This window comes from Mesomycoplasma ovipneumoniae (genome assembly GCF_030012565.1).
Lineage (GTDB): Bacteria > Bacillota_I > Bacilli_A > Mycoplasmatales > Metamycoplasmataceae > Mesomycoplasma > Mesomycoplasma ovipneumoniae_D.
In genome coordinates this window covers 405,180-420,333 of record NZ_CP124621.1, presented here as the reverse complement: position 1 = coordinate 420,333, position 15,154 = coordinate 405,180, and the positions used below count along the sequence as shown (strand labels likewise).

11 protein-coding genes are annotated in these 15,154 nt (G+C 31.3%); 6 read left to right on the top strand and 5 right to left on the bottom strand.

Translation table 4 applies throughout. From position 1 onward, the window contains the following. Positions 1-272: 272 nt before the first annotated feature. Genes QJQ40_RS01580 through QJQ40_RS01560 form a run of 5 tightly spaced genes read right to left on the bottom strand, consistent with a single transcriptional unit; the run spans position 273 to position 8,646 of the window. Positions 273-2,603 (bottom strand): ATP-binding cassette domain-containing protein, encoded by a 2,331-nt coding sequence (locus QJQ40_RS01580; protein WP_282861582.1) that lies wholly within the window; start codon positions 2,601-2,603, stop codon positions 273-275. Next, positions 2,603-3,643 carry an ABC transporter ATP-binding protein gene (locus tag QJQ40_RS01575; protein ID WP_282861581.1) on the bottom strand — a complete coding sequence of 347 codons (1,041 nt, stop codon included), beginning with the start codon at positions 3,641-3,643 and terminating at the stop codon, positions 2,603-2,605. The genes QJQ40_RS01580 and QJQ40_RS01575 overlap by 1 nt, the downstream gene beginning before the upstream one ends. Then, positions 3,643-4,800, bottom strand: a complete 1,158-nt coding sequence (locus QJQ40_RS01570) for an ABC transporter permease (protein ID WP_282861580.1) — start codon at positions 4,798-4,800, stop codon at positions 3,643-3,645. Before QJQ40_RS01570 ends, QJQ40_RS01575 begins: the two co-directional genes overlap by 1 nt. Beyond that, a complete protein-coding gene (locus tag QJQ40_RS01565) occupies positions 4,787-5,833 on the bottom strand; it encodes an ABC transporter permease (protein WP_044285964.1) in 1,047 nt (348 codons plus the stop codon). The genes QJQ40_RS01570 and QJQ40_RS01565 overlap by 14 nt, the downstream gene beginning before the upstream one ends. 2 nt (positions 5,834-5,835) lie before the next feature. Further along, positions 5,836-8,646, bottom strand: a complete 2,811-nt coding sequence (locus tag QJQ40_RS01560; RefSeq protein ID WP_282861579.1) for an OppA family ABC transporter substrate-binding lipoprotein — start codon at positions 8,644-8,646, stop codon at positions 5,836-5,838. A 1,272-nt stretch (positions 8,647-9,918) separates the two neighbouring features. On the opposite strand from QJQ40_RS01560, the gene QJQ40_RS01555 reads away from it, so the two are divergent. The 6 genes from QJQ40_RS01555 (at position 9,919) to QJQ40_RS01530 (ending at position 15,154) form a co-directional block, all read left to right on the top strand. After that, positions 9,919-10,587, top strand: coding sequence for a 3-keto-L-gulonate-6-phosphate decarboxylase UlaD (locus QJQ40_RS01555; RefSeq protein ID WP_282861578.1), 669 nt, complete (start codon positions 9,919-9,921; stop codon positions 10,585-10,587). After that, positions 10,562-11,458: an L-ribulose-5-phosphate 3-epimerase gene (locus QJQ40_RS01550; protein WP_282861577.1), complete on the top strand. Its 897-nt coding sequence runs from the start codon at positions 10,562-10,564 to the stop codon at positions 11,456-11,458. The genes QJQ40_RS01555 and QJQ40_RS01550 overlap by 26 nt, the downstream gene beginning before the upstream one ends. Then, a complete protein-coding gene (locus tag QJQ40_RS01545) occupies positions 11,442-12,164 on the top strand; it encodes an L-ribulose-5-phosphate 4-epimerase (RefSeq protein ID WP_044285960.1) in 723 nt (240 codons plus the stop codon). The genes QJQ40_RS01550 and QJQ40_RS01545 overlap by 17 nt, the downstream gene beginning before the upstream one ends. Next, positions 12,148-13,026 carry an HAD family hydrolase gene (locus QJQ40_RS01540; protein WP_282861574.1) on the top strand — a complete coding sequence of 293 codons (879 nt, stop codon included), beginning with the start codon at positions 12,148-12,150 and terminating at the stop codon, positions 13,024-13,026. The genes QJQ40_RS01545 and QJQ40_RS01540 overlap by 17 nt, the downstream gene beginning before the upstream one ends. Then, complete coding sequence (locus QJQ40_RS01535) at positions 13,019-13,549, top strand: MPN499 family protein (protein ID WP_282861573.1); 531 nt, start codon at positions 13,019-13,021, stop codon at positions 13,547-13,549. The genes QJQ40_RS01540 and QJQ40_RS01535 overlap by 8 nt, the downstream gene beginning before the upstream one ends. Positions 13,550-13,645: 96 nt before the next feature. After that, complete coding sequence (locus QJQ40_RS01530) at positions 13,646-15,154, top strand: hypothetical protein (RefSeq protein WP_282861572.1); 1,509 nt, start codon at positions 13,646-13,648, stop codon at positions 15,152-15,154.

Below are 15,154 nucleotides of genomic sequence, written 5' to 3'. Positions count from 1 at the left end.
AGACCAAACATTTTTTTTTTTTTTTTCAAAGGGTTAATTTTAAAATAATAAAAAACCCCTTTTGTTAAAACTCAAGGGGTAATTAATTTGTTTAATTAATCTGTTTATTTAAGGTTTCTTTTTGTGAATGTTAAATTCTTTGAAGATTTTCCAAAAGCATCGCTATTAAATCAATGGTCTCGGACTTTTTTAAGTCTAAAGGATCAATGATAATATTGCCAAAGTCTAGATTTCAAATTTTTAGACTAAAAATTACTTATTTTTGGTTAGTTTTAACTTTTTTTTAAAGTCCAAGAATCAAGTTGTTTTTTAGTTCCATAGACAAAATGGTTTTGGGTCAGTTTTAATTCTTCAATAACATTAGGAAATTTTTGCTCTTCAAGATAGACATTATTAAATAAAATTGGACTAAATGGAATATGAGCGTTTGAAATTTTCGGGATTGAATTTAATAAATTAATTGTATAAGGATGAGTTGGATTTTGGAAAATTTCATCAGTTTTACCTTTTTCGACAATTTTGCCAGCATGCATAATTAAAACTTCATCAGCAAGATATTCAACAACAGAAAGATCGTGGGCGATAAAGATTAAGGAAAGATTTTTTTCTTTAACTAATTTTTTTAACAAGTTAATAATTTGTGCCTGAATTGAAATGTCAAGTGAAGCAATTGGCTCATCGGCAATTATAACTTTTGGCTCAACAATTAAAGCCCGGGCAATTGCAATCCTCTGACGCTGACCGCCAGAAAACTCGTGCGGATAACGGTAGGCAAATGAGCGTAAAAGTCCAACATTTTCAAGTGCTTCATAAATTAGTTCGCTCAGAATAAATTTCTTAATTGAACGCTTTAGCAGAAAAAATGAAGGCGCTTTTTTGATTCCATAAAAAAGTTGAATGTTTTTATAAACATTCCTAATGTTGATTTTTTCAACATTAAGCGTCTTGATTATGGCGATTTTTTCATTAAAACGGTTGTCAATGTTTCGAATTTGGTTGCTGAATTCGGCGGTTGACTTAATTTTTGCAATAAATTTTTGGTGAATTGCAAGAACTTTTTTCTCTAAGAGCGAAATTTTGCTAAAAAAATCAGTTTGAGCCTGTTTTTGAAAGTTTATTTCTTTGATTTGCTCGCTATATCAGTTGTTGTAGTTTTGAATAAATTCGTTTTTAATTGTATCATATTCGACTTGTTTTTTTGCCAAAATTTCTTCTAATTTTGCAAGTTTTTCAATATTTTCAGTACTAGAATTACCTCTTTCTTTATTAACAGTGTAAATATTTTTAAATTGGAGATATTTTGTTTTAAGGTTGACTTTTTGGGCAAAAATTTGTTTGTTTTTCTTTGCACTTTCAAGGAAGCTATTTAGCTCAATTTTCAAAAGATGTTCAGAAATTTTAGCACGAAAATCTTTTGTACTCATGTAATTTTTTGCATTTGTTTTGTCAAAAATTACGTTTTTATAAGTTTCTGACATCTCTTTTTTGAAATTATTCAAAATTTCAATAATTTGCTCAATTTGGCTGATTTCCAAAAAGGAAAATAAATTTTTTTCTCAGATTTTTCGACTGTGATGGGCTAAAAACTTGCTAATTTGGCGGTTAATTATTGCCTGTTTTTTATAAAAAGAATATTTTTCCAAATCCCTTGAAGTTAGGGCATTATTATTTGCAATTTTGTACTCGTAGAAAAATTCGGCAATATAAGATGAAACAAGGTTGTTTTGATTTGTAAATTTAAAGAGTTCTTGACTAGCCTCTTTTTTTAAATTAATCCCTGATTCATTGAGTGTTTTTTTGAAAAATGATTTTTGGGCTTTAATTAGTGATCTTAGGTCTTCGACATCTTTTAGGGACTGGCGATATTCGGCCTCAACTTTTGCCTGCTCTTTTTTACGGTAAATTTTTTGAATTTTGTAAAAATAGTCGTGTAATTTGGCCACATTTTCATAAGCTAAATTATAAATACTTGCCAAAAGTTTTTGTTTGCGCTCAAAATAAAGTAAATATTGGCCAAAAAATTCGTTATTTAAATTTTGATTGCCACTTTCAGGACTAAATTTTTCAAGTTCATCTTCAATTATTTTAATTTGCTCTTGTCAGTAGGCAAAAAATTGCTCGAGTTCGTGATTTTGGCCTTGAAGCATTAAAAGCTCAATTTCAAGGTATTTTTTTTCAAGAGTTCGTTTAAAGTGAAAAATTAAATCATTTCAGTCAAGAAAAATATCTTTCATTTTGGATTTAATTATGCCGTTAATTACGAGTGTTTCCTTTAAAATTGAGTAGATATTTTTTTGCTTATTAAGCGAAGAAAAAGGATCTTGAAAAATCATTTGCATGTTTTTTCGTAAAAAAAGGTTTTGTTTGCGCGAGAGTTTTTTACCTGAAATAATTTGACCCAAAAGTTGAACTTGACCACCAAAGTTTTCATAAAGCCGAACAAGACAGCGACCAATTGTGGTTTTTCCTGAACCTGACTCGCCAATAATGCCTAAAATCTGGCCTTTTTTTAACAATAAATTAATTCCATCAACAGCTTTGACGGTCGCAAATTTGTTTATAAAATATTTTTCTAATTTTTTTGTCTGTAATGCAATTTCCATTATAATACTTCTTTAAATAATTTTATTCTCATTTTTAATTCAGGATTTAGTTCAACTTTTGGCGCTTGAGGATGTAAAAGTCAAGTGGCCGCATAGTGGCTTTCAGAAATTTTAATAAGTGGCGGTTCTTTTTCAAAATCAAGTTCTAAGGCATAATCGTTTCTTGGAGCAAAAGGGTCACCGGCTGTTAGGTGTCTTAAATCAGGCGGACTCCCGCTAATTGTATAGAGTTCTTCTTTTTTTGAGCCCTCGGGAATTGCCGAAATTAGCGCTCAAGTATAAGGGTGTTTTGGGTTTGTAAAAATATCTTGGCGAGTTCCTTTTTCAACAACCCGGCCAGCATACATTACATAAATATAGTCACAAAATTTCGCAACTATTGAAATATTATGGGAAATAAAAATAATTGAAACTTTATATTGATGGCGAATTTTATCTAAAAGTGCCAAAACAGAAGACTGGACCGTTGGATCAAGGGCGGTTGTTGGCTCATCGGCAATAATAATTGAAGGCTGAGCGGCGACTACCATTGCAATTACTACCCGTTGTTTCATTCCGCCAGATAAGGTATGCGGATAAGAATAAAAGCGATCTTTTGCATTTTCAAGTCCAAAAGACTCAAGTAGCTTAATTAAAAAGTCAATTTTTTCTTGTTTTGATTTAAAACGCTTGTCGTTTTTGAGACTGTCGAGCAATTGTTTGCCAATTGTCCGGGTTGGATTTAGGGCAACCAAAGGGTCTTGAGGAATATAGCCAATTTTGTGACCGCGAATTTGGCGCCACTGATAGTCTTTTTTGAAATTTGCGACATCAAGACCGTCAATTTCCATTTTTGTCGCAGTAGTTTTTGCAAAATTATTGATTCCTAAAAGTGACCTTGAACAGACAGACTTTCCTGAACCTGACTCGCCAACAAAGGCAACAATTTGGCCTGAATAAACACTAAGATCAATGCCTCTGATCACTTCAAGATACTGTTTTTTGCCGGTTTTGAAACTAACACGAAGATTTTTTACGTCTAAAATACGTTTTTTTTCCATTATTTTCTGCCTCCAACTCGAGGATCAAGGGCATCATGAATTCCGTTGGCAATAAATCGACTTGTAACTGCTAAGGCAACCAAAACCATTGAAGGTAAAAGCAAGGCAATTGGATTTTTGTCCGCCAGAGGAACTGAAGAGTTAATAATTAGACCTAAATTTGCTGATGACTCCGGTCCTTCTTGTAAAAATCCAAGGAAAGCAAGTGATGCGATTGTTGAAATTGATGAAAAAATACTTGCAATAAAAGTTGAGAGTAATTTTCCGAGAATATTTGGCAAAATGTGTGAATAAATTTGTCTGAATTTTGAAGCGCCAATTACTTTTGCTGCATAAATATATTCTTCGTCTTTGACAATAACAGTATAAGAACGGGCTTGATAAGTTGGAATTGTCCAGCCTGTAAGAGATAAAAGAATAATAATTGTGATTGTATATGGTCCTCAAATTGCAATAAAAATAATAAAGATAATAATTCAAGGAATTGCGCCAAAAATGTCAATAATTCTAAGAACAATATTGTCAATTCAGCTTCCAATGTGATAACCAAGATAAGTTCCTAGCACAATTCCGATTAAAAATTGAATTAAAGCAATAAGTACTGAAATTCCAAGCGCATTTAGGGTTCCTTGTCAAGTTCTAAGTCAAATATCACGACCAAATTGGTCAGTTCCAACTAGTGAAATGAAATTTTTGCCATTTTCAAGTGCACTCATGACTTGATAAGGATTCACGTTAATTTCTCAACGGTTTGGGAATAATTCTTTTGTTGAACCTTGAATTAGGGTAATATTTTTTTCAACCTCAATTGCACGGATTTTCTCGAGAATATCGGTTGAAATTGTTGTTTTTATTGTCCCTAAAGTGCTTGGCAGCTGTTCGTAGACAAGCGAAGGATCGGCATTTGAAATTGGCTTATTGACACTATACGGGCTAAAAATTATTGTAAAAATTGCAATAATTAGCACACTAAGAAATAAAAGCGTGGAAATAAGTGAGATTTTTGACTTAAAAAATTTTTGGATTGTATCTTTTCAGAGTTCAACAATTTTTCCTGTTACTTGGTAGTTTTTTTCCGAAAAACTAGCTAATTTAAGGAGTTTTATCTGGTTTTCTTTGAGATTATATTTTTGGTTAAATTCTTTAGGATCGAGCATTTTTTTCCTCCGCAGGTCGATAATTACGTGCTTTTCAATTTTTAATTCGCGCTCAGTAACTTACTGGTGAATCCTGACCAAAAGAAATTCGCGGATCCATAAAAACATAACTTAAATCACCAATAATATCAACAACTAATGAAAGCGAAGTAAAGAAAATAATTGAAAACATTGAAATATTAATCTCACCATCAAAGGCAGCACTAACTAAAATGGTTGAAGAACCCGGAATTCGGAAAAATTGCTCGAGGACAATTGAACCCGAAAGGAGAATAATATAAGAAAAAATCAAAGATCTTACAAGCGGAATTGCTGCGTTTTTTAGGACATATTTGAAAAAAATGTCCAATTTTGAAAGCCCTTTTGCTTTTGCGATCAAAATGTATTCAGACGACAGAACACTAATAACTTGGTTTCGAACTAAAAAAACATAGCCAGCAATTGAAGTGATCGTAAAGACAAAAATTGGCGGCAAAAGTGAGGCAAATGAAGTTAGACTCCCGTAGGTTTCGGCATCTTTAAACTCAAAAGGAAGTCCAATTTTAATTGCAATTAAAACAACAAAAGGTGCTAGGACAAACGATGGAATTGCAACAAAAAAAGTTGAAATTCCCGAAATTGCCGCATCTTCAAGTCGATCACGCCGATAAGCGGCAATTGTTCCAAGAACTAGTCCTAAAGTGCTACTTATTAAAAATGAAGGCAAAGAAACTAAAATTGTATAGCGCAAAGGCATGAAAAATAATTCAGGAATTTTGCCATCTTCGCCAGTTTTAAAACGGGCACCAAAGTTTCCTTGAAAAATATCGGCCGTATAATAAGCTAGTCTTGTCAGAGTCGGCTGGTCAAAATAATATTTTGCGTGTAAATCAGCGATTTTTTTGGCCTGGTCAGATCCTTTTGCGCCTTTATCAATAACATCACCAAAAGGATCAGGTGAAAAATTAGCAAGTAAAACAAAAACTAAAATATAAATTGCCACAAAAGTTAAAAGCGCAAGTCCTAACCGTTTCAGAGAATATTTTAATATCATTTTTAATTTGTTCCTTTTTTATTAAGGTTTTGGATTTTTTCTTTGAGTGGCTTAATTGTAATCATGTCCGGCGGAACAAAACCTGAATAGGTATTGTTTGAATATGGAATTGAAATGTTTGGATTTTCTAAAAATGCATATGGCGTTGAAGATGCTACATTCAAAAGATCATTAAGTCCAAATCCTAAAAGTGAGGTTAATTCCGCACTTAATTGAATCAGTTCTTCGTCAGAATTTTCTTCTTGGTAGGACAGGTTAAAAATTGCTGACTGGGCGCTAAAATCAAAAGAAACCTTGTTTTTGTTGTCTTTTTTTTCATTAATTTGGTCAACAAAAGTTTTGTATTTCATAACTTTTTTAGTTGCATCTTTTGGATCAGGACCTTCTTTGACTTCACCAGTGAAAAAATAAGTGAGATCAGGAGCCAAATGCTGATCTGTTGCGCCAAAATCTGGCGCATTTGGTGCATCTTTTCAGTCTTTGAATTCTCTTATGTAACCTTTTTGGGCAAATTTGTCAAAAAAATCTTTAACAGCAAGTGCATAACGATACACGTGCGGATAGGATTTTGCAATTTTTGACTCTGGACCTTGGGCATAAATCGCTGACAGCATTGCATAACCCACACCGTTTCGCTGAATTTTACCGTCTAAAGCTGTCCCAATTCCGTCATAGTCATAATGTCAACCGCCAAAATCAAGCCCGCCTGTTCGTGTTAGTAAATAATTTAAACGGCGAGTTCGGTCTGTCACTGGCCAAATTAGGTTAACTTTTAGCCGCGGATCAAGATCCATTATCGCTTTTGCACCGCTTGTAACTGCGGCAATTTGTTTGTTGGAAGAGTTAACATAAAAACTGTGGTTTGTTCATTCAACTTTTTGGTCAGCAGGAATGTTATTTTTGGCATAAAAATCATCAAGTAATGCTTTCATGCGCGTTTTTAGCGCTTCAAATTGGGGTGCCTGGAATTGTTTAGCAGCATCATTGACATTTTCAAAATTTTTTTTCTTCTCATCTTCGGGAGTTTTGGTATAATGTATTTCCCCTGTTTGATCAACAAGTTTAATTGTATTTGCTTCTTGGTAAAAATCGCGGGGTGTTTTTGAATCTGGCTTTGAGGTAATTTTGTTATCAGGTGAGACAAAATTATATCAAGGCAAGCTTGAGTTTGAAATTGATTGGGCTGTTGTGTATAAATTTCAGGCATTTGCAATTATTTGCCGAAATTCAAGACTTGGACCTGAAATGAGATTTTCAACAACTTTAGCATTTCCTTTTGCAATATCAGCAAGTGAAGCACCAAAATTTAATTTTGCAAAATTATCATTAAATCCATAGTATTTTTCATCAAAAGCAACGCCAACTTCCGGTCTAAATTCTTGTTTTAGCGAACCTGGGACAAGCACAGAGTAATACCATTTGTGCAAATCATCTTTACTTTCTGCTTTATTGAGTTTTCAGCCGTATCTTTCTTGATCACCTGAAACTAAATTTTTAATTGAATCATTTAGCTGATCAAAACTGGTAGCCAATAGTGTCTGTTCGCGATAAGAGTTGAATTTTGCATTTTCAAAAGCTGAAGGACTGCTATATTTAGAATAAAGAGTCGTAATTTTGTTAAAAATATAAGGTAATTGCTCTTTTCAGCCAGTTCGTGGGTAATATTTATTGATTTTTCAAGTCTCGCGATGAGTTTCCTGACTAAGTTGGGTATATGGAGAGACAAAAAGCTGATCTTTGCGGAAATCTTCGCCATACCAGTAGGCTCCATATTTAAGTGCCTCGCCAGTTTCGCCAAAACGACCTGAAGGTTTTCCGGCTTTTATAGTTTGAGTTTCACTGTTTCGTTTGTCGATAAATCCAGAAGGCGCCGGGTAAAACATCGCTCCAAGTATTGACTTTTGGTAAAATCCGTTAAAAAATACCTTATCTTTTGAGGCACCTTTGTAAAAACTTACCGATTTTTGCCCTTGAAAATTAGCGTTTTTGCCTTTGTATTGTTCAATATATTTATTTTCATCGTCCAAATCGGCCAAATCTAGTCCAAAAAGATCTAATAAATACCAATTAATAACAGTATTTGTAAAATATGTTGACTTTGGATCGAAATTAGGAATTTTTTTCTGTGCTTCTTCGTCAATTTTTTTGCTTCCGCCAACACTTGCGCGATATTCTGGATCTGAGAGTCTTTGGGCTTTAAATCCGTAGTAATAATCTTCAGGTTTTAGGGTATATTCGGTCGGATTGCCTTGATAGTCTACTCATTTTACGTCATTTTTTAAGAAAAAATGAATTGATTCAGCCTCGTCAAGCGCCTGAACAAAAAAGTCAGAATTAATTGAATTTTTTTGGTCTGATTTTAATTTAATAACAAGCGAATTGGTTGTCTGCCCAGGTTCAAGATAACCTTTTTCATGAGCATCACTGTCAAAAACTAACTCACTGCCGTCTTTTTTTCGCACTACAATCGCAGCAGCATTAACAAAAGACTCATAACTATATGTCGGCTTTGTGATAGAATAATTGAAACTTTTGTCAAGTTTTTCTTTGGATTCTTCGCTAATTCCATCTTGTTTGATCTCAACGCTATTTTCATAAACAGTTTGGACTAAATAAGAAGCTGTATAATACGAACTAGCGATTGAAGGCGAGGTAAAAGTGTTAGTTCAAGTTTTAAACGCACCAGGAGCCGAAGTGTCAGAATTAACAGTCGTAATTCATTCTTGCCTTTCTCAAGCGGGCTGAATTGAGCATGAAACAAAAACTGCCGTGCTGAAAACACTAAGTACTGAACCGATAAAAAGTTTTTTCATTTCCCTCCTTTTTTAAAAACAAAAACTACTATCGAAAAAGATAGTAGTTTTTGTTTTTTTATCCTATATAACTTAATGTTATGAACAAATTGAGTCAAAAACTACTATTTCAAAGAAAATGGAAAACTTAACATTAAAATTACTAATAATGTTAATGTTGTTTTTTCATGCTTTTCTAATAGAGTTTTTTGATTGCATTATTTTTCCTGCTAGAAATTATACACTTTTTTTAAAAATAAACAAACAAAAAAAATATTTTTTTTGTTGGGCATAAAATCTAGATACATATATAATAAATATAAATTATATATATGAAATTTTTGACTTTATTTGTTTAGCAAATTTGCCTGTAAAAAATTAGTTTAAAAAAATGCTTTAGTCAAAAAACTAACTACCCGGTTTTTAACGACTAACAAAAAAATGATCTAATTTTTCAAAAATTTAAATCCCGTCAATTATTTTCCTAAGTTTCTCAATTTGATGCAAAAATTTACTTTTTATTGAATACAAATATGAAAAAATACCGGTAAATCCATGTTTTTTAGCCTAGAATCTTAATTTTTATTATTTTAAAACTAACCGTTTCAAAAAAAAAAAAAAAATGTTTGATCTAAAATAAAATGTGTTATAATATCTACAACTTAAGAATAATTAATAAATTTGGATATTGAATTAAGGGGGAATTAATTATGTTTTTTGTCTAAAAAAATCAGAAAATGCGAATTATCCATTATATTTTTAAATATGATGGAATTCCTTAAATTTAACTGTTTAGAAATCTATAAATTTAAGGCTTTTGATTATGGCTCTTTCAAAACTTCACATATTTTTTTAGGCTCAATGTAAGTAAAAATGAGTTTTCTATTTACATTGAGTTTAAATAGTAGTTGTATTTTCTTTGATTTTTGTTAGTGTTTTAACTAAAAAAGTAGTTTAAAAATTTCATAATTTTGCTTTTTGGCTAAAATTTTAGCTTTTTTAGTTTGCTTTATTTGATTAATAAGTAGATTTTGCATTCATGAGTGTTAGATTTAAAATTTAGTGTTTTTGCCTTGATAGTTACCTTTTTTGAGTTTGCAGTTTGATGGCGTTCCTAATAATCCAAATATTTGAAATAGGTATGATTTTTACTTTGATATTTTAATGATTAATAAAAAAATGATCTAATATTTCAAAAATTTGAATCACAGTTGATTATTTTGCCAAAAATGATCTAAAAATCATAAAAAAATGTATAATTTATATATAAATTTATAAGGAAAGGGATAAAACATGGCGCTACCACTTTTACAAATTGCTCTTGATAATCAAAGTATTGAAGAGGCGATATTGTCTGCAAAAAAAGCAGAAAAATATATTGATGTTATTGAAGTTGGAACAATTTTACTAGCCGCTGAAGGTAAAAAAGCTATTTCTGAACTTCGAAAAAATTTTCCTGATAAAATAATTGTTGCTGATGGTAAGATTGCTGATGCTGGAAACATTTTTGGAAAAATGTTTTTTGACTCAGGCGCTGATTTTACAACTGTAATTTGTGCAGCAGAAACTCCGACAATCAAAGATTTAGTCAATCTTTCTCATGACTACAGTCAAAAAATGGCTAAAAGTCTTGAAATTCAAGTAGAAATGACAAATAATTTTACTTGAGAACAAGTTCAAGACTGAAAAAATGCAGGTGTTCCCCAAGTTGTTTGACACCGTCCGCGCGATTCGCAAGCTAGCGGAGTTAAATGAGCCCAAAAAGATATTGATATTGTAAAAAAACTCGCGGATTTAGGCTTCAAAGTTACAATTACTGGCGGAGTTGAAGTTGAGGATATTAAATTATTTAAAGATATTCCAATTTACATTTTTATTGCCGGCCGTTCAATTCGTGATGCTGCGAATCCTGAAGAAAAAGCAAAGGAATTTAAGGATGAATTTAAAAAATACTGAAATTAATTTTCCTTTAGGAATTTACGAAAAAGCGATTGATAAACGTTTGACATTTGTCGACAAAATTAAAGTGGCAAAAAAAGCAGGATTTGATTTTATTGAAATGTCTGTTGATGAAAGCGATGAATTTGCTGCTCGTCTTGATTTTTCTAAAAATCAAATTAAAGAAATTCGTGATACTTTATTTGAAAATGATTTTTATATAAATTCTTTGTGTCTGTCATTGCACCGAAAATTTCCTTTTGGCGCAAAAGATGAAAAAATTCGCCAAAAAGCGCTTGAAATTATGGAAAAAGCGCTAATTTTGGCAAAAAATCTCGGAATTAGAATTATTCAACTTGCTGCATATGATATTTATTATGAGCAGCCTCATCCTGATTCTGAGATTTTTTTCATTCAAACAATGAAAAAAATTGTTCAATTAGCAAGAAAATATAGTGTCACAATCGCTTTTGAATCAATGGATACAAAATTTGCCGGAACAATTTCAAGACTACTTTATCTTCAAAAACAAATTGGCTCAGGCGTGCTTTTATACCCGGATTTAGGTAATTTATCCCGTTTTTCGAATGATTTAGAAGCAGAAATCAAACTAGGAAAATCAGAAATTGTTGCCTTTCATTTTAAAGATACTCTCCCTGGAATTTTTAAAAATCTTGAGTTTTCCCAAGGTGATGTCGATTTTGTTTCTGTATTTAGCTATATTTTAAAAGCCCAAATTGCCGTGCCTTTTGTAATTGAAATGTGGCACAAAGAAGAAAATTTTGACCAAAATTTGCCACTTTCTGAAAATATGGCAAAACAAAGCCAAATTATCGCAAAAGCACGTGATTTCTTTATTGAAAATTTAAGGATTGCTTATGAAAATCAAAGATAGGGACGAATTAGTTTTACTGCAAAAACAAGTTTTGGAGGCTAATCTTTTATTATATAAGTCAAAATTAGCGCTTCACACTTGAGGAAATGTTTCGGCCATAAGTTCAGATCGCTCATATTATGTAATTAAACCTAGTGGAATTTCTTATGAAAAAATGAAATATTCAGATATGGTTCCTGTTGATCTTGAAAATAATGTTCTTGAAACTGACTTAAATCCTTCAAGTGACACACCAACTCATTCACTTCTTTATAAAGCAGATCCACGAATTAAGGCAATTGTCCATACTCACTCGCCTTTTTCAGTGGCTTGAGCCCAAGCTGGCAAAGAAATTCCTGCCTTAGGAACAACCCATGCTGACAATTTTTATGGTTCAATTCCTTGCACAAATTCATTAACTGACGAACAAATCAATGGTCAATATGAACACAACACCGGTGTTGTTATAGTCGATCATTTTAATAAAAATAATATTGATTTTATTGCAACTCCGGCCGTTTTAGTAAAAGAACACGGACCATTTTGTTGGTCTAATAAATCTGCAGAAGACGCTGTTAAACTCGCTATGACTCTTGAAGAAGTAGCAAAAATGGCCTTTTATACAAAACAAATAAATCCTGATCAAAGTCAGGCTAATATTGTTTTACAAAAAAAACACTATAACCGAAAACATGGTAAAAACGCATATTATGGACAAAAACAATAATACTATCAAAGAAAAATTAAAAAATATCGAAAATTTTGTTTTCGATCTCGATGGAACTTTATTAAAATCTGATCACCAAATCAGCCCAAAATCTGTTGAAACAATAGAAAAATTAAAAAAAGATGGCAAAAAAATTATTTTTTGCTCGGGTAGACCTTGATATTTTATAAAAAAATATTATTTTGCACTAAAACCAGATTTTCCGATAATAAGTTGCAATGGTTCACTGATTTATGACTATAAAAATGAATCTGTTGTTTTTAGTAAAACTTTTAGTCCAAGTCAAGTTTTAGAAATTTTTAAGAGCCTAGCCAAAAATCAAGTATTTTTCTTGATTTATACAACCAAAAATATGCTAGCTTTTAGCCAAAAACAAACAACATGCCCGTGATTTTCTTTCCTTAAAAATGAAAATGAAAATTTTTCTGAAGCTGAAAAATTGCCTTTAGAATTTTACGACTATGAAAGTTTATCCCAGAGCGAAATTTCTAATCTTGACGTGGTAAAATTTTTACTTATTAAACGAGATAGTAACCCTGAGCTTTTTGAAAAATCAATGGACGAACTTAAAAATGTTCAAGGAATTTATTTTGTTCAGTCCCAATCTTCAGTAATTGATATTATGATTTCTGGTTCAAACAAAGGTCAAGGACTAAATTATTTAGAGCAAAATTATGACCTAAATCTCGATAAGACTTTATCTTTTGGCGATGCAAAAAATGATATTTCAATGTTTGGCCAAACTAAACTAGCTATCGCTATGGGTCAAGCGTCTGAAGAAGTAAAACAACATGCTGATTATATAACAGATTCAAATGATACCGAAGGAATAGCAAACTTTTTTTCAAAATATTATGGCTAATATCCGATTAAGAGAAAAAATTTCAAAATTTATTAAAATAAAAGTTAACCACTTATCAGATGGATATTGACTTGTTCCTAGTTTTACTAAACTTTTCTCACCAAGAATGACGGCTGTTGTTATAAAAAAAGCAAAAACCTTGGAAGAATTAGTCGAATTTAACGACTTTTATAAAAAAGAATTAATCTTTAGTTTTAACGGCGATCATAATTTTTATAATTTTAATATTCTAATGAAATTACGTAAAATTGATTTTCGTCTTGATATAAAAGCTGTTTTAAAAAAACCTGATGATGCTATTTTTATTTTTTTTCCTGTTCCAAATTGCAAAATAGTTTTAGATAAAAAATCATTAAAACTAATTTATAACGGAATTATTCCCTTTTTTTCAAAAGAATATTATTCAAATTTAGCTCTTTATCAACGCGAAAACGCCGCAAAACTACAAAATAATGATGTTTTTAAAGGGTTTTTTTGAAGGCGAAATGGATTTGAAGAAATTTATGCAAAAAATGAAGCATAAATTGAAAAATATGGTATCATTTTACAAAGTGAAAAAACTAAAAGAATATCTTTTTTCTTTTAGTTTTTTATTTAAGGCTTAGAAGTAGGTGTAAAAATGAAATTAAAATTTAAAAAATCTTTGGCTATAATCCCTTTGTCTTTCCCGCTAATTGTTGTTTCATGCATCGAAAATCAAGACCCAGAAAAATATAATTTATTAACCGATATTTTGAATGTACCCCTATCAATTGAAACTCAGGAGATTGCAAATACTGCCTTTGCGAATTTAATTTACAATTTTAGTTCAGAATTAAATTTACAAAATTTTATTCCAAACGAATCTAATGATGTAATTAAAAAGAAACTTGAAAAACTTGCTAAAACTCCTAATTTTGCTGAAATTGTTAAAAAATATTATCAAGGCACATCTTATTTAACACCTTCTGAATTTTTAAAACGATGAAAACAGTCACAAGAAAAATACCTAAAATCCACAGATTTAAAGGCACTTCCAGAATTTTTACCCGAACATTTCGGATCAGGTATTGCTGTAAATAATTTGGAATTAAAAGAAGAATATTTACGCTATAAAGTAATCAAGGAGCTTGCTAAATTAACTATTAAAAGGAAAAGAGAAAATGAGGCTAAATCCCAAAACCAGCAAGCGCAAGAAAATTCAACCCAAGAAAATGAAGTAATTGCAATCGGTCTTGATTTGATTGATTTCATCACTGACGAGATAGAAGCTGCAACCAGACAACCTGTTTCAAATTCCTTTTGATGAAATTATAATTATAAAATCTTGAATAGAGCTAATCAAGTTATCAAAGATATTACCAAAACAAATTTGGATATTCCGATTTTTAATGATAAAAATTACCAAAAAAAAGCAGAACTGGCTGAAAAATTAGAAAAATATTCAATAACAGGCAAAGATGGTCGAAAATATAAAGTTCAACCGCGTGCTTTTTTTCTTAATGACCAAAAAACACATGTAGATGAGTCAACTAATACAATAAAAGATGCAATTTATCGTATTTATTGAATAATTGACCAAAATACTGATACCCCTGAGACTAAAAGTCAGCCTGAAAATCAAAATCAAAGCGAACCTAAATCTACAAGCCAAAAAAACTTGATAAATCAAAAACCAAGCCTTTTTTCACAAAATTCAGTGCAAAAAGCCGTAACTTTCCAACAAAATTTTCCTTTACCAGCCCAAGGTCCTCAAACTAGAGAAGAAGCAGAAGCTGAACAAATTGGGATGATTAATGATTTTGATAAATATAAATTAACTGACAAAATCCAAAAATATCCTTTTATAAATTCTAATAATTTCCATCGAGGCGGACTTTATAGTGCGACTTTGCTTGAGCTTGAAGATGCAATTAAAAAACAAGATCCTAGAAATCCAAAAATATTTTACGTTGAAAGACGAATAAATATTAGTGGTTTTCTTAAAAGCGGTAACCTTTTACCTTTCCAACCTATTGATTTTGAGCAAAATTTAAAAAAACTATCAGAACCAGACAAATATGTCCAATTTCTTGAAGCAGCCCCTATCAGATTTCTGAGAGGAAATCAAATTGTAATAGTTAATGCAAAAAATATTGATAAAGACTAA